This is a genomic window from Streptomyces sp. NEAU-YJ-81, from assembly GCF_017592595.1.
Classification (GTDB): domain Bacteria; phylum Actinomycetota; class Actinomycetes; order Streptomycetales; family Streptomycetaceae; genus Streptomyces; species Streptomyces hygroscopicus_B.
The window spans coordinates 114,912-130,189 of the sequence record NZ_JAGFNO010000024.1 but is presented as its reverse complement, the minus strand read 5'-3'; the positions used below and the strand labels follow the sequence as shown (position 1 = coordinate 130,189).

The 15,278-nt window shown below is 68.8% G+C and carries 14 protein-coding genes and 1 pseudogene; 5 read left to right on the top strand and 10 right to left on the bottom strand.

The window, feature by feature from the left end; genetic code table 11:
- Positions 1-28: 28 nt before the first annotated feature.
- From J5X86_RS52610 to J5X86_RS36500, 4 genes are all read right to left on the bottom strand, one after another.
- Positions 29-301, bottom strand: a complete 273-nt coding sequence (locus J5X86_RS52610) for an alcohol dehydrogenase catalytic domain-containing protein (RefSeq protein ID WP_308124821.1) — start codon at positions 299-301, stop codon at positions 29-31.
- A gap of 37 nt (positions 302-338) precedes the next feature.
- Positions 339-1,223, bottom strand: a complete 885-nt coding sequence (locus tag J5X86_RS36510; protein WP_208520962.1) for an aldo/keto reductase — start codon at positions 1,221-1,223, stop codon at positions 339-341.
- Positions 1,223-2,665, bottom strand: coding sequence for an MFS transporter (locus tag J5X86_RS36505; protein ID WP_208520961.1), 1,443 nt, complete (start codon positions 2,663-2,665; stop codon positions 1,223-1,225). Before J5X86_RS36505 ends, J5X86_RS36510 begins: the two co-directional genes overlap by 1 nt.
- 118 nt (positions 2,666-2,783) lie before the next feature.
- On the bottom strand, positions 2,784-3,818 hold the full coding sequence (locus tag J5X86_RS36500; protein WP_208520960.1) for an alcohol dehydrogenase catalytic domain-containing protein: 1,035 nt from the start codon (positions 3,816-3,818) through the stop codon (positions 2,784-2,786).
- A gap of 283 nt (positions 3,819-4,101) precedes the next feature.
- On the opposite strand from J5X86_RS36500, the gene J5X86_RS36495 reads away from it, so the two are divergent.
- The 3 genes from J5X86_RS36495 to J5X86_RS53030 all read left to right on the top strand — a co-directional run bounded on the left by J5X86_RS36495 (position 4,102) and on the right by J5X86_RS53030 (position 6,705).
- Positions 4,102-4,998, top strand: a complete 897-nt coding sequence (locus tag J5X86_RS36495; RefSeq protein ID WP_208520959.1) for a helix-turn-helix transcriptional regulator — start codon at positions 4,102-4,104, stop codon at positions 4,996-4,998.
- A gap of 25 nt (positions 4,999-5,023) precedes the next feature.
- Entirely contained in the window at positions 5,024-6,043 is a 1,020-nt protein-coding gene (locus J5X86_RS36490) for an aldo/keto reductase (RefSeq protein WP_208520958.1), read from the top strand.
- 314 nt (positions 6,044-6,357) lie between these two features.
- Positions 6,358-6,705, top strand: coding sequence for an STAS domain-containing protein (locus J5X86_RS53030; protein ID WP_374229326.1), 348 nt, complete (start codon positions 6,358-6,360; stop codon positions 6,703-6,705).
- On the opposite strand, the gene J5X86_RS36480 is transcribed toward J5X86_RS53030, so the two are convergent.
- The 6 genes and pseudogenes from J5X86_RS36480 to J5X86_RS53025 all read right to left on the bottom strand — a co-directional run.
- Positions 6,609-7,292, bottom strand: a complete 684-nt coding sequence (locus J5X86_RS36480) for a response regulator (protein WP_208520956.1) — start codon at positions 7,290-7,292, stop codon at positions 6,609-6,611. The genes J5X86_RS53030 and J5X86_RS36480 overlap by 97 nt on opposite strands.
- A 177-nt stretch (positions 7,293-7,469) precedes the next feature.
- The gene (locus tag J5X86_RS36475; RefSeq protein ID WP_208520955.1) at positions 7,470-8,237 is read right to left on the bottom strand and encodes an N-acyl homoserine lactonase family protein; all 768 of its coding nucleotides are present in this window, start codon (positions 8,235-8,237) and stop codon (positions 7,470-7,472) included.
- A gap of 63 nt (positions 8,238-8,300) precedes the next feature.
- The gene (locus J5X86_RS36470) at positions 8,301-9,350 is read right to left on the bottom strand and encodes an NAD(P)-dependent alcohol dehydrogenase (RefSeq protein WP_208520954.1); all 1,050 of its coding nucleotides are present in this window, start codon (positions 9,348-9,350) and stop codon (positions 8,301-8,303) included.
- Between the two features lie 13 nt (positions 9,351-9,363).
- Positions 9,364-10,776 (bottom strand): aldehyde dehydrogenase family protein, encoded by a 1,413-nt coding sequence (locus J5X86_RS36465; protein ID WP_208520953.1) that lies wholly within the window; start codon positions 10,774-10,776, stop codon positions 9,364-9,366.
- Positions 10,777-11,029: 253 nt separating this feature from the next.
- Complete coding sequence (locus tag J5X86_RS36460) at positions 11,030-11,416, bottom strand: carboxymuconolactone decarboxylase family protein (RefSeq protein ID WP_208520952.1); 387 nt, start codon at positions 11,414-11,416, stop codon at positions 11,030-11,032.
- Between the two features lie 36 nt (positions 11,417-11,452).
- Positions 11,453-12,388, bottom strand: a pseudogene (locus J5X86_RS53025) (NAD(P)-dependent oxidoreductase); the annotation flags it as partial.
- A gap of 335 nt (positions 12,389-12,723) precedes the next feature.
- Between J5X86_RS53025 and J5X86_RS36450 the strand changes: the two are divergent.
- A complete protein-coding gene (locus J5X86_RS36450) occupies positions 12,724-13,911 on the top strand; it encodes a CaiB/BaiF CoA-transferase family protein (RefSeq protein WP_208520950.1) in 1,188 nt (395 codons plus the stop codon).
- A gap of 189 nt (positions 13,912-14,100) precedes the next feature.
- On the top strand, positions 14,101-15,270 hold the full coding sequence (locus tag J5X86_RS36445; RefSeq protein WP_208520949.1) for an iron-containing alcohol dehydrogenase family protein: 1,170 nt from the start codon (positions 14,101-14,103) through the stop codon (positions 15,268-15,270).
- Positions 15,271-15,278 lie beyond the last annotated feature (8 nt).

Below are 15,278 nucleotides of genomic sequence, written 5' to 3'. Positions count from 1 at the left end.
CTCACCGATCGCCGCAGCCACCACTTCCTCAGCCGATGCCGACCAGGTCCCCGACCTGGTGGCGGGTGACTGCGGAGCCAGTCTGGGTGACCCGGCCGACGACCTCGTGGCCGGGGACGAGCGGGCTGGTCGGCAGCGGGCCGAACTCACCGCCGACGAAGTTGATGTCGGAGTGGCAGATGCCGCAGTACAGGATGTCGAGCTCGACGTCGTGCGGGCCGACGTCGCGGCGCTCGATGGTGAGGGGAACGAGCGGCTGACGTACGTCGTGGGCGCCGAACGCCTTGACGGTGGTGGGCACAGTGGGTCCTTCTGAGAAGTCTGTCTGGAAGGCCGCGTCAGGCTTCGGGGATGGCGCGGCCGTACTCGGCGAGGGTGACGGCCTCAGGAGCGGGGCCGCCGCGCCGGCCGGTCTCCAGGGCGTCGAGAGCGGTCAGTTCGTCGGCGGTGAGCTCGAAGTCGAAGACGTCGATGTTCTCGGCGATGCGTGCGCGCTTGGTGGACTTGGGGATGACCGAGCGGCTCTGCTGGAGGCCCCAGCGCAGCAGCACCTGGGCAGGGCTCTTGCCATGTGCCTCGGCGATGCGGGTGACGGCCGGGTCCTGGAGGACGCTCTTGCGGTCCTCGCCGTAGCCCGGGTAGAAGGTGATCCCGCCGATAGGCGACCACGCCTGGTTCAGGATGCCGTGCTGGTCGTCGAAGTCGAGGACAGCGCGCTGCTGGAAGTAGGGGTGGATCTCCAACTGGTTGACGGCGGGGACGACGGAGGTGGCGTCGAGCAGGGTGGTCAGGTGATCGACCATGAAGTTGCTGCCGCCGATGGCGCGGACCTTGCCGTCGGCCAGGAGCTTCTCCAGGGCGCGGTAGGCGGCGAGGGTCTTGTCGAAGTCGGACGGCAGGGCTTGATGCAGGATGAGCAGGTCGATCCGGTCGACGCCGAGCTTGGCGGCGCTCTTGTCGAAGCCGTGCAGGGTCTCGTCGTACCCGTAGTCGCTGATCCAGATCTTGGTCTCGATGAAGATCTCGTCGCGGGGCACCCCGGAGTCGCGGATGGCCTGGCCGACCTCGCGCTCGTTGCCGTAAGCGGCGGCGGTGTCGATGTGCCGGTAGCCGAGGTCGAGCGCGGCCTTGACGGCGGCCTTGGTCTCCTCCGGAGGGGTCTGGAAGACGCCGAGTCCTAGGGCTGGCATGTCGACGCCGTTGTTAAGGGTGAGGGTCTGCATCACAGGGACCTTTCGTTGCGGGTAGCCCGTGCGGGCACGATGAGGGTGAGAACGGCCACGACCGCCAGCGTGAGCAGGACGGCGGAGCCGGTCAGGGCCGCGCCCGAGCGGGCCGCGATGTCGGCGGCCGTGTGGCCGGTGGAGACGGCGGCGGCGACAGCGGTCAGGATGCTCAGGCTCAGCGCGCTGCCGATCTGGTGCACGGTGTTGATCAGGCCCGAGCCTGCTCCCGCGTCACCGGGGGCGACGCCATCGACACCGCTGGAGGTCATCGGAGCCAGTGCCAGGCCCTGCCCGGCGCCGATGAGCACCATCGGCAGCGCCACGCCCGTCAGGTAGGGCGTGTGCAGGCCGAGGCGGCTGAGCCATGCCATGCCCGCCGTGGTCAGGGCGACCCCGGTCAGGAGCACCAGCGGCCGTGCGGCTCGTTCCAGCAGTCGGGGCACCTGGACGGCGAGGACGAAGTTGACCAGCGTCATCGGCAGGAACGCGAGGCCGGCCTGCAGCGGTGTCCAGTGGTAGACGCTCTGTACGAACTGTGCGGTGAAGAAGAAGAACCCCATCATCGCGCCCATGTAGAGCATCCGGGTGACGTAGGCGCCGCTGCGCTCCCGGCTGGTGAACAGCCGCAGAGGCACGATCGGCTGCGCGGCCCGCCGCTCCACCCGGACGAAGAGCCCCAGCATCGCTGCACCGGCCACGAGCGGCACCAGCGAGGCGGGAGCGGTCCACCCGAAGTCAGCGGCGTCCACGATGCCGAGGACCAGAGCGGTGGAACCCAGGGTCGCCAGCAGCGCGCCGGCCACGTCGAAGCGGCCCCGCCGGCGCTCGGTCTCTGGCAGGAAACGCAGGGCCAGCACCATCATCACGATGCCGACCGGGACGTTGAGGAAGAACCCGGCCCGCCACGAGATCAGGTCGGCGACCAGTCCTCCGACGACTAGGCCGAAAGCCGCGCCGAGACCGGCGACGGCGCTGTAGGCGGCCATCGCGCGGTTGCGGGCCCGGCCCTCGGCGAAGCTGCGGGTGAGCAGCGACAGGGCGGAGGGTGCCAGAACCGCGGCGCCGATGCCCTGGAGCGCCCGGGCGCCGATCAGCCACCACTGGGTCTGCGCGGCGCCCACCAGGAGCGAGGTCAGCGAGAAGACGACCAGGGAGAGCAGGAACACCCTGCGGTGTCCGAACAGGTCACCGGCCCTGGCTCCCAGCAGCAGCAGTCCGCCGAAGACGAGGACGTAGGCGTTGGTGATCCAGGACAGGCCGGTCTCCGAAAATCCCATGGCGGAGCGGATCTGCGGCAGCCCGGTGAAGACGATGGAGTTGTCGAGGATGACCATGAAGTAACTGACGCAGATGATCGCGAGGATCAGCGCCGCGTGGACCGGGGTCTCTTTCGGCCGCTGCGACGCGGGGACCGGCGCGCGCTGTGCGGTGGTGGTCATCGCGTCACCAGCCCCATCGTCAGCTCTCTGGCGTAGGTTCCCGTGATCGCCCGGACGGCGAACGAAGCGCTGGCGAGGCACGCAGAGGCTTCCACCGTGCGGATCACAGCTTGCCTGGTCACGGCCGCACCAGCACCTTGAGAGCCTCGCGTGCGTCCATCGCCCGGTAGCCCTCGGCGACTGCATCGAGACCGACGGTGCGGTCGAAGACCCGGCCCGGCTCGATACGGCCTTCCAGGACGTCGGGGAGAAGTTCCTCGATGTAGGCGCGAGCAGGGGCAGGGCCCCCGGTCAGGGTGACGTTGTGGCCGAAGAGGCTGCCGAAGCCGACCGGGGCCTCCTCATACTGGGGCACGCCCACGCGGCTGATGGTCCCGCCGGGGCGGACCACTCCGTATGCCTGCTCGTAGGCCGGGCGGTGTCCGACGGCTTCGAGGACGATCGGGCTGCCGCCACCGGTGAGCTCGCGCACCTTCTCGATGCCTTCGCCGCCACGCTCGGGGACCACGTCGGTCGCTCCGAACACACGTCCGAGGTCGGTGCGGGCGGCGTGCCGGCCCATGAGCACGATCTGCTCGGCGCCGAGCCGCTTCGAGGCGAGCACGGCGAGCAGACCGACGGCGCCGTCCCCGATCACCGTGACGGTGCTGCCCCGTCGCACGCAGCCGCGGACGGCGGCGTGGTGGCCGGTGCCGAGCACGTCGGACAGGGTCAGCAGGGAGGGGATGAGCGCGTCGTCGGCATCGACCGGCAGCTTGACCAGGGTGCCGTCGGCCAGCGGCACGCGAGCCGCCTCGCCCTGGCCACCGTCGATACCGTTCACGGCCCAGAAGCCGCCGTGCCGGCAGGAGGTCTGCAGCCCGGCTCGGCAGTACTCGCAGGTACCGTCCGAGTAGGCGAACGGAGCGAGGACCAGGTCGCCCTTCTTCACTGTCTGGACATCGCTCCCCGTCGCCTCCACCACTCCGATGAACTCGTGACCCATCCGGACCGGGCCGTCAGCGGCGGACATGGAGCGGTAGGGGTGCAGGTCGCTGCCGCACACGCAGGCCGTGGTGATGCGGACGAGCGCGTCGGTGGGTTCCTTGAGGCTCGGGTCGGCCACGCCTTCGACGCGGACGTCGCCGGCTTCGTACATGAGTGCTGCGCGCACGGTGTTCCTTCAGGTCGGTGGAAAGTCGAGGTCGTGCTCCCGGAGTGCCGGCCTCGGTCTTCTCCAGCAAACCGCGCGCCGGTCCGCAGGTGGGAGTCCCTGCTCTTCCAGGTAATGGCAGTACCTCGCAGGGGCTCCCCGACCGACCTACCGTGGAGGAGCCGGCACAAGATTCACGCCGATCTGAAGGAGTTCCCCGTGTCCCTGGTCCCCGCCGAAGCCACCATCCGCGACGCGTCATGCCGTCTCGCATCGCTACGGAACACCTGCGCGGAGTCCGACCATGGCCGGCACTGACAGGAAGAACCTGGCCGCCGAGGTCCGCGAGTTCCTGAGCACCCGGCGGGCACGGATCACTCCAGAACAGGCCGGGCTGCCGGTCTATGGCGGCAACCGCCGCGTCGCGGGCCTTCGCCGCGAGGAGGTCGCCCTGCTCGCGGGCATGAGCGTGGACTACTACGTCCGCCTCGAACGCGGAAACCTCAGCGGCGCCTCCGACTCCGTCCTCGAAGCCCTGGCGCACGCCCTGCAGTTCAACGAGGCCGAGCGCACCCACCTCTACGACCTGGCCCGCGCGTCGGCCCCCTCCGGTCAGCGGCCCACGGTGACCTCCTCCCGGGTACGGTCCACGATCCTGCGTCTACTCGACTCCATGACCGACGTGCCGGCGTACGTACGCAACGCCCGGTTCGACATCGTGGCCGCCAACGCGCTGGGGCGGGCGCTGTACGCACCGGTCTTCGACTCGCCGCTGTTCGCCCAGCGCGGGCCGGTCAACAGCGCCCGCTTCATGTTCCTGGACCCTGCGAGCCAGGATTTCTGGGTCGACTGGGACAAGGGGGCCGACGATGCGGTGGCCTTCCTGCGCACCGAAACGGGCCGGGCGCCGCACGACAAGGCGCTGACCGACCTGGTCGGAGCGCTGACGACCAGGAGCGACGACTTCGCCCGCAGGTGGGCCCGCCACGACGTGAAGTTCCACCGCTCCGGTGTGAAGAACCTGCACCATCCGCTGGTCGGCGATCTCGCGCTGCCCTACGAGGCGATGGATCTGCCGTCCGACCCGGGCCTCCGCCTGAACTTCTACACCCCCGAGCCGGACTCGCCGGAGCGGGAGGCCCTCGGCCTTCTCGCCAGCTGGGCGAGCACCGGCACGGTCGTCCCCTCCGGGAACGACTGACCACACGAACGAGGAGAACCACTTCATGCAGTACCGACCGCTCGGCCGCACCGGCGTCCAGGTCAGCCCGCTCTGCCTGGGCGCGATGATGTTCGGCCCCTGGGGCAACGAGGACGAGGCGGACTCCGTACGGATCATCCACCGCGCCCTGGACGCGGGCATCAACTTCATCGACACCGCCGACGTCTACTCCGGCGGCGTCTCGGAGGAGATCGTCGGCAAGGCGCTGGGAAACCGGCGCGACGACGTGTTCCTCGCCACCAAGTTCTTCATGCCGATGGACCAGGACGACCCCAACCAGCGCGGCGGCTCGCGGCGCTGGATCATGCGCGCGGTCGAGAACTCCCTCAAGCGCCTGGGCACCGACCACATCGACCTCTACCAGGTCCACCGCCCCAGCCCGGACACCGACGTCGACGAGACCCTCGGCGCCCTCTCCGACCTCGTACACCAGGGCAAGGTCCGCTACATCGGCTCCTCGTCCTACTCCGGCTCCCAGATCGTCGAGGCGCAGTGGACCTCCCGGGAACGGCGTCTGGAGCGGTTCGTGACCGAGCAGCCGCCGTACTCGATCCTGGTCCGCGGCATCGAGGAAGACGTCCTTCCCACCGTGCGCCGCCATGGCATGGGCACCCTGACCTACAGCCCGCTCGCCGGCGGCTGGCTCTCGGGCCGCTACCGCAAGGACAGCACCTCCGGCCCGGCCTCCGCGGCGCGCCCGCAGGCCCGCTTCGACATGAGCCGCCCGGCCAACCAGCGCAAGCTCGACGCCGTCGAACAGCTCGCGGTCCTGGCGGAGAAGGCGGGCCTCACCCTGATCGAGCTGGCCGTCGCCTTCGTCGTCCACCACCCCGGCGTCACCTCGGCGATCATCGGACCGCGCACCATGGAACAGCTGGAGGCGTTCCTGCCCGCCGCCGACGTCACACTCCCGGCCGAAGTCCTCGACCGCATCGACGAGATCGTGGCACCCGGAGTGACCGTCAACCCCGCCGACAACAGCTACGGCGACTTCGAGCTGCGGGCCGACCAGCGCCGCCGCTGACATGGGCCCGGCCCGGCGCCTGGGTCGTCTTCAAGCGCAGCAGGATTGGAGATGCAGATTGAAAGGCGTCCTGGCACGCCCGTGGTCTCCGTGCGCGGCAGATCAGACGACCCCGGGCCTACGTGGTCCGGGGTCGTTGGGTTGGGAACAGCTCCTCGGCCTCGGCCATGGAGGAGCGCTCACGACGACGGATACGCCCCCGCATCCCGCATGGCCGCTGACGTCCCCGGTGGAGGTGGACAGGACCGCTGGTCCGGGGTTTTCCTCGATACGGGCCCTTCGGGCCGCCTCGCGCCAAGGGGGCATGCCGGTGCATGAGACGATCAGGGTGGACCGGAAGGCCACCGGACCCGACAGCGGCCGGGTCGCGGTGTCGGGTGAGCTTGGCCCAGGCACTCCAGAGCGCCGTCGGGGAGAACCGTGTGGTGGTCGTCAACCTCGGCGGGCTGACGTTCTGCGACTGCACGGGGCTGAGCGCGCTGCTGGCCGCCGCCCGCACCGCTCGAGTCCGTGACGTCGAGCTGCGGCTATGCGCCGTCCCGCATTTCGAGGATGACGACTGTCTTCAGATTTCGAAGCGGTATCCCATGCCGGGTTCGGTGATCAGATGCCGGGGATGGGACGGGTCCGCTTCAAGTTTGCGTCGTAACTGGGTCATGTAAACCCGGAGATAGTTGGTCTGACTGCTGTAGGTGGGCCCCCACACCTCTTGAAGCAGCGACTTCTGGGTGACCAGCCGCCCCGGGTGCCGGATCAGCACTTCCAGCAGATGCCACTCGGTCGGGGTGAGCCGGACATCGCGGCCGTCCCTCTGCACCTTTTTCGCGGACAGATCGACAGTGAACTGCTCCGTTGTCACGACCGAGGTGTCGTCGTCGATCGTCTCGGTCTGCGTACGGCGGACCGCCGCCCGCAGCCGGGCCAGCAGTTCGTCCATGCTGAAAGGCTTGGTGACGTAGTCGTCGGCGCCCGCATCGAGCGCCTCGACCTTCTCGTCGGAGGTCCGGCGGGCGGAGACAACGAGGATCGGCGCCCGGCTCCAGCGGCGCAGGTGCTTGATCACGTCAAGGCCGTCCATGTCGGGCAAGCCGAGATCGAGCACGAAGACATCCGGAGGGAGCGCGGCGGCCACCCGGAGAGCGGTGGCTCCGTCGGGTGCGCTTTCCACCTCGTACTTGCCCGCCTTCAGGTTGACCTCGAGTGCCCGTACGAGCTGTGGTTCGTCCTCCACCACCAGCACCCGGGTCATGTGCGAGTCGCCTTCCTGTTGTTGCCTGATGAGCGATGGACGGGAGCACCACCGATCCCGAGATGCCCCAGAGGGTTAGCCTGCCGACGGGCCCCTGCCCGTACGTAACACGGTCACTTCTGTACACGTTCCTTTCTGGCCCGCGACGCCGGCACCGCCGACGGGCGTCCGGAGGTGTCAGTAGCCGAAGGTCGCCTTCTCGACCACCGTGTGGTCGTGGCTGGGCAGCGGTGTCCAGCCGGTGCCCTTGAGGTGGGCGAGGCTCGCGTAGAAGGCGGGGAGGTCCGTGAACCGGCCGGACGGCAACGGCAGGTCGGCACCTCCGTTGCCCCAGTTGTCGAGGGTGTCCACGCAGTCACCCGTGATGACGAAGGTGCCCTCGCCCGTGTCGACACGGACGCCCTGCGACCCGGGCGAGTGCCCCGGCAGCGGCAGGACCCCCAACCCGGACGCGATCTCGCTCCCGCCGTCGAGGGCCCGGACCCGCTCCAGGCACCGGGCGAACGGCGGTACCGAGTCGCCATGGATCCCGTACGCCCGCAGATGCGCCGGGCACGGCGCCGCGGCGTAGCCCAGCTCTGCGCGCTGGACGAGGATCTCGGCGTTGCGGAACGCGTTGTTGTTCGAGCAGTGGTCCCAGTGCAGGTGGGTGTTGACAACAAGACCGACGTCGTCGGCGCGCACCCCCAAGCGGGCGAGCGCGTTCTCCAGGCGCTCCTCCTCCCCCACCTCGTACCCGAAGGGAATCATGCGGCGGATCTGTTCCTCGTCCGCCGGGCCGCCGGTGTCCACGACGACGGTCCGGTCGCCCGACCTCAGCACGAACATCACCAGCGGCATGCTGACGACCTGTCGGGAGCGGTCCTGGAGGTAGACCTCCTCGGCGGGAACGTCCCGAAGCTCGCCGAGCTTCACGGCGTCGATGACCCACTTCGTCGTCGTCATCTGCGAACGGCCTTTCCTCAGTGTTCTGGGCTCTGCTCGGGAAGCCGCGTCACCGACCCTGGCTCAGCCGGTCGCCATGGTCGCGATGTCGATGACGAACCGGTACCGGACGTCGCTCGCGGCGACCCTGTCGTATGCCGCGTCGATCTCGTCGGCCGTGATGACCTCGACCTCCGAGGTGATCCCGTTCCGGGCACAGAAATCGAGCATCTCCTGCGTCTCCTCGATGCTGCCCACCAGCGTGCCCGCGAGCGAACGCCGGTTGTACAGCAGCGAGAACACGTCGAGCGAGATGGGCTTCTTCGGAACGCCGAGGTTCACGAACGTCCCGTCGAGTGCGAGCAATCGCAGGAAGGCGTCGTAGTCGAGGTCCGCGGGCACCGTGGAGAGGACGAGGTCGAACGCGCCGGCGAAGTCGGTGAAGATCGCCGGATCCGTGGACAGCCGGTAGTCGTCGGCCCCGCGACGGTAGGCGTCGGCCTCCTTGTCCATCGTGAGGTCGAAGACGGTGGTGTGCGCCCCGAGCGCCGCCGAGATCGGTACTCCCACGTGCCCGAGCCCACCGAATCCGATGATGGCGACCTTGACGCCCGGCCCGGCTTTCCAGTGCCGCAACGGGGAGTACAGGGTGATCCCCGCGCACAGCAACGGGGCGGCCGACTCGAGCGGGATGACATCCGGAATGCGGACGACGTAGCCCTCGTCGACGACGATCTTCTCGCTGTAGCCGCCCTGCGTGTACTGCCCGGCGCGGTCGAGGCAGTTGTAGGTCCGTATGTGGCCGTTGCGGCAGTAGGGCTCCATGCCGGCGCGGCAGTAGTCGCACTCCCGGCAGGAGTCGACCAGACACCCGACACCCACCCGGTCGCCGACCGCGAATTTCCGGCATGCGGATCCGACGGCGCACACAGTGCCGGCGATCTCGTGGCCGGGGACGAGTGGGTAGTGCGTCGATCCGAACTCGCCGCGCGCGCGGCTGACGTCGGTGTGGCAGATGCCGCAGTAGGCGATGTCGATCAGGACGTCACCCGGGCCGACCTCCCGGCGCTCCAGCGTCATCGGCTTGAACGGCTCATCAGGGCCGGAGACCGAGCGGGCGTTGACCGTGATCATGTCTCTCTCCCCGTCAGCCGATGGACTTGTACTCGAGGAACTCCTCGATGCCGTACCGGCCGAATTCGCGGCCGATGCCGGAGAGCTTGAATCCCCCGTGCGGAGCCCGCTGGTTGACCGCGGAGCCGTTGATCCGGATCCGCCCGGCGCGCAGCTTGCCGGCGAGGGCTCGGGCACGATCGTCGTCCCCGGCCCAGATCGCCCCGGCGAGCCCGTACTGGGTGTCGTTGGCGATCCGGAAGGCGTCGTCCTCGTCGTCGAACGGGATGATCACGACGACCGGGCCGAAGATCTCCTCGCGCGCGATGCGCGAGGTGTTGTCACCCGAGAAGACGGTGGGCCGGACGAAGAAGCCGCGGTCGAGTCCTTCGGGAGCGTCCGGGCCGCCGGTCAGCAGCCGTACGCCCTCGTCGAGGCCGGACTGGATGTAGTCGCGGATCCGCTGCCGCTGGTGGATGTTGGCGACCGGGCCGAGGTTAGTGGCAGGGTCGTAGGGGTCGCCCAGGACGTAGCTCTCCGCCTTGCGGGCCGCGATGTCCTCGGCCTCGGCCAGCCGCGAGCGCGGGACGAGGACGCGCGACAGCCCGCCGCACACCTGCCCGGAGTTACGGAAGGCGTCCTCCATTCCGACCTCGATGGCCCGCGCCAGATCGGCGTCCTCCAGGATGATGTTCGCCGACTTGCCGCCGAGCTCGAGGGCGACCTTTTTGATCCCCTGGGCGGCCAGCTCCATCACCCGGCGGCCCGCCCGGACGGAGCCGGTGAGGGAGACCATGTCGACCAGCGGATGGGTGACGATGGCCTCGCCGACCTCAGGTCCGGTACCTGATACGAGGTTGAACACCCCGTCGGGCAGCCCGGCGTCGGCGACCATCTCGGCGAAGATGAACGAGCTGAGCGGCGCCACCTCGGTCCCCTTGAGCACGACGGTGCACCCGGCCGCGATGGCCGCTCCGGCCTTCATGCAGACCATCCGCATGGGCCCGTTCCACGGTGTGATCGCGCCGACCACCCCGGCAGGCTCCCGGGCAACGACGGTGTGGTCGACCTGCTCCCGCCAGGTGATCTCGGGCAGGCTTTCGGCGAGGCTCACGAGGTCCACCACGGCGGAGGATCCCTGGGCCTCGGCGGCGATCGCGTAGGGCTGGCCGATCTCGCTGACGATGGCCCTGGTGATCTCGTCGGAACGCTTCTCCGTCAGCTCGGCCAGCTTGCGCAGGAACCCCACACGCTCCTCGACCGTGGTCTTCGACCAGGTCGGGAAGGCCGCGGCTGCCGCCCGGGCGGCAGCGTCGGCATCTGCCGCGGTACCGGCCGGGATGGTGGCGACAGCCTCCTCGGTGACCGGGTTGATCACCTCGATGACATCGGTGCCCGCGGAGGGCACCCACTTGCCGTCGATGAAGATCTGATCGCGTTCGATCACCGAACACACTCCTCGAGCATCGTCGCAGCGGTCACGACATGACCACAGCGGTTATGTACAAGAACTGATGACTGTCATTACGGCTGTCTCGCCACGGACATCGGCCCGCCCACGGCCGACGCTGAGCCGGCGAGATCGTAGCCACGCGGTCTGAATGTCCGCACCAGGCGGAACGGCAGCCGTCGTACAGCCGCCGTCGTACGGCCGCCCGCTGAGGTCGGCCGCTGAGGTCGGCCGCTGTGGTGGGGTGCGGTCAGTCGAGGTGGCCGCCGGCCCGCAGAACGCCTTCAGCGACCTTGAATGCCTCACCGGCCGCGGGCAGGCCGCAGTACACCGCGGTCTGAAGGAGGACCTCCTTGATCTCGGCAACTGTCGCGCCGTTGTTGATCGCACCCTCGACGTGATGGGCGAGCTGGGCAGGCCGGCCCAGCGCGGTCAGTACCGAGAGATTGATGATGCTGCGGGTCTTGCGGTCGATGCCGTCACGGGCCCAGATGCGACCGAAACAGACCTCTTCTGAGTAGTCCTGGATGACATCGTTGAAGCTGTTCCGATTCTGGTCCTTCTTCTCCACATAGCCGTCGCCCATGAGCTCGTTCATGATCCGGCGCCCGGTGGTCTTGGTGTCCGTGGTGTCCACGTCGTCTCTCCTCGTCATCGGTGGAGTGCGAGCTGATCAGCCGCGGTCGAGAACGGCCTGGACCTCGTCGGCGGAAAGCTTGATCTTCACTCCCGCTCGCTCGTTCTGCAGGAGCAGCGGGGTTTGCGAGTCCCGGTTGCCCCACCCGCGGTCGAGAGCCTCCTTGAAGTCCTCCTGGACCAGGCGGGCGGCGCGCATCGGGACGTCGAGCTGATCGGCCAGCTCCAGAGCCAGCCGGAGATCCTTGTTCGCCAGAGCCAGCGCGAACGACGGGGGGTCGAAGGCCTCCTGCAGATACCGGTCACCGACGCGGTCGAAGGTCCGGGCCCTGCCGATGGCGCCCTGGCGCAGGGCGTGCCAGAGGGCGGCAGGCTCGACACCGGCTTTGACCCCCATGGTGAAGACTTCGGCGATCCCGGAGCGGATGATCATGCTGGCGCAGTTGTGCACGAGCTTCGCGGTGTTACCCGCGCCGATCTCTCCGACGTACAGGATCTGGTCACCGATGGCGTCGAGGACAGAGCCCAGGCGGTCGAACGCCTGTCGGTCCCCACCCACGTAGATGGCGAGCTTGCCGGAGCGTGCGCCCTTGGGGCCGCCGCTGACCGGGGCGTCGAACAGTTCGACGCCGTGCTCACGGCAGGTTGCGTGGACCTCGCGCACGACCGTGGGTGAGTTCGTGGTCAGGTCGAACCACGTGCTGCCCGACTTGAGCGCCCTCAGCAGCCCGTCGTCGCCCAGGCCGATTTGCCGCATCTCCACCGGGCCCGGTAGGGAGGTGAACACCACGTCGGCCGAATCCGCGAGGTCGGCGACGGAGTCCGCCCACGTCGCCCCGGCCGCCTCGAGAGGCGCGCCGCTCGACCGGTTGAGGTCGTGCACGACGAGGTCGTAGCCCGCTCGACGCAGGTTGAGGGCCATGCCCTGACCCATAGCCCCCAGCCCGATGAAGCCGACCTTCATGGTTGTCCTTTCGTTGGAGAACGGACAGCTGCGGCCCCGTCCAAAGCCGCAACCACCATGTGGTCGTAATTACGAACTAGCGACCGCATGGACGAATGAAAAGTAAGTCGCGAGCACTCGGGTGTCAACACCACCGGAGGGCCTCGCGCCCGTTGACATCAACGGAGCGCGATCGTAGCGTGAGGCTGTAAATACGGACTGAAGTTCGTAATAACGAACTAGCATCTCGGTGTCGAGTGAGCCTCGACCTCGCCGACGGTGCTGCGACCCGGGAGGGCTGCCGTGATCGGACGACGTGACGTCCTCCACGACCTGAGTGACGCCCGAAGCGACGGAGGCACGGAATGACCGCCCTCGAAGGCGTGAAGGTGATCTGTGTCGGACAGTTCTACTTCGCCCCGTACTGCACCATGCTGATGGCCCGTCTCGGCGCCGACGTCATCAAAGTCGAAGCACCCCAGGGTGATCCCTACCGGCGGCTGCCAGCGGTCGACGACGACGGTCACCCGATCCAGTTCCGTTTCCTCAACTCCGGCAAGCGCAACATCCGCCTCGACCTCGCCACCCCCGCCGGACAGGACGTCCTGCGCGAACTGGTCCGCAACGCCGACGTGCTGGTGCAGAACCTGTCCCCCGGGGCGATGGACCGCTTCGGCCTCGGTTACGACCAGCTCAGCACAATCAACCCGCGCCTGATCATGGCCTCCGGGACCGGTTTCGGGTCCTTCGGCCCCTACGCCGGCGAATCCGCCATGGACCTCACCATCCAAGCGCGGACCGCGATCATGAGCACAACCGGCTTCGCCGACGGAGCACCGGTCCGCACCGGACCATCGGTCGTCGACTTCATGGCGGGCACGCACATTCTCGCCGGGGTACTGGCCGCGTTGTTCCAGCGAACCCGCACCGGCCGCGGGCAACATGTCGAGGTCGCCCTCCAGGACGCCATCGTCCCCTCGCTGACCTCCAACATCGCCGGCCTGCTCAGCGAGAACACCGAGAGCCTCGAACGAACCGGCAACCGGCACGGAGGAATGTCGGTCGCTCCCTACAACGCGTACCCGGCCGCGGACGGATGGGTGACGGTGCTGTGCCCGACCGACCAGCACTGGTCTCGGCTGTGTGAGCTGATGAACGACCCGGCGGCCGACGATCCGCGGTTCGGCACGATGCCCGGGCGCTGCGACCACATGGATGAGGTGGACGCCGTCGTCGCCCGCTGGACCCGAACTCGGAGCAAGGACGAGATCGCCGCGACGTTGAAGGATCTGAAGATTCCGTGCGCGCCGGTCGTGACCCTGCCGGAGCTGTTGGAGGACCCGCACGTCCGTGAGCGCGGGGTGCTGCGCACGGTCACCGACGAGCGGGGGCCGTTCATGACCCTGGGCAGCCCGCTGTTCCTCTCCGACTCCCCCATCGTGGAGCCGACGCGGTCCGGCGAGCTGGGCGAGCACACCGACGAGGTGCTCAGCGAGGAGCTCGGCCTGTCCGCCGACGACATCGCCAAGCTGCGCCATGCAGGCGTCATCTGAGCGCCGCTCGCCAGACGGCACCGGAGGGCTCGGACACCGAGAAGGAACAGACAGACATGACCGTGGACACCCGCATCGCCGTCCTGCCTCCGAGGCAAGACCCGCCCGAAGCCCGACCCAATTCCGAGTACGTGACCCGCGTACGGCCCACGCGCCCGCGACGCGACACGGCAAAAGGAGCGACAGCACGTGAGCGCTGAACCCGATCTGAGGATCCGGCACCTGAGCCCGGCCTTCCGCACCTTCTGTGGTGAGGGCGCGCTGGACGCTCTGCCGCGAGAGCTGACGCGGGTCGGGGCACGCCGCGCGGTGATCATCTGCATTCCCGCGGTGGCGGCGCACGCCGAGGCGATGGGCCGTGTCCACGAGGTGCTCGGTGAGCGCCTCGTCGGGCAGTTCGACGGGGTCGAGGAGCACAGCCCGCTGCCCTCCGTCGAACGGGCCAGGGCCTTCCTGGCCGATCACGAGGCGGACGCGGTGATCGCGGTCGGCGGTGGGTCGTCCGTCGTCACCGCCCGTGCGGCCACGATCCTGCTGGGCGAGGACAGGGACGTACGGCAGCTGTGCACCCGGCGGGAGAGCGGCCGACTCGTGAGCCCGAAACTGTCCGCGCCGAAGCTGCCGCAGTGGGTGGTTCCGAGCTCGCCGACGACGGCCTACGCCAAGGCCGGCGCCGCCGTGCTGGATCCGGAGACGGGAGAGCGGCTCGCACTCTACGACCCGAAGTCCCGCGCCCAGGGTGTCGTCCTCGACGCGGGCATGGCGCTCACCGCTCCCCCGCGGCTCAGCTGGTCGGCCGCCCTGAACATCTTCTCGATGGCGGTGGAGGGCCTGCAGTCCCGTCGGGTCGATCCACTCGCCGACGCGCTGCTGACGCATGCGCTGCGCACCGTCGTGACCTGGCTGCCTCAGGTCCTGAAGGACCCGGACCAGGCGGCTCCGCGCCTGCAGTTGATGCTTGCGGCAATCATGAGCGGCCAAGGGAGCGATCACAGCGGCGGTGGTCTCGCACAAGCACTGTCGCACGCGATCGGACCGAGGTCGTCGGCCCCCAACGGCGTCGTCGAAGCCCTGCTGCTGCCGCACGCCATGCGTTTCAACGCGAACGTGGTTCCCGACCGTCTTGCGGCCGTCGCGGGCTACCTGGGGCTCGCCGACCGCAGTGCGGACGGAGTCATCGCGGAGGTCGAGCGCCTGCTGGAGGTCTTCGAGGTGCCTCGTCGTCTCCAGGACATCGGGGTGGCACGGGAGTCGCTCGCCGAGGTCGTCGCCCACGCCATGGACGACTGGGCCATCACCGCCGGACCGCGTCCTCCCGAGGAGCAGGACGTTCGCGACCTGATCACCGGGACTTGGTAGAGGCGGAC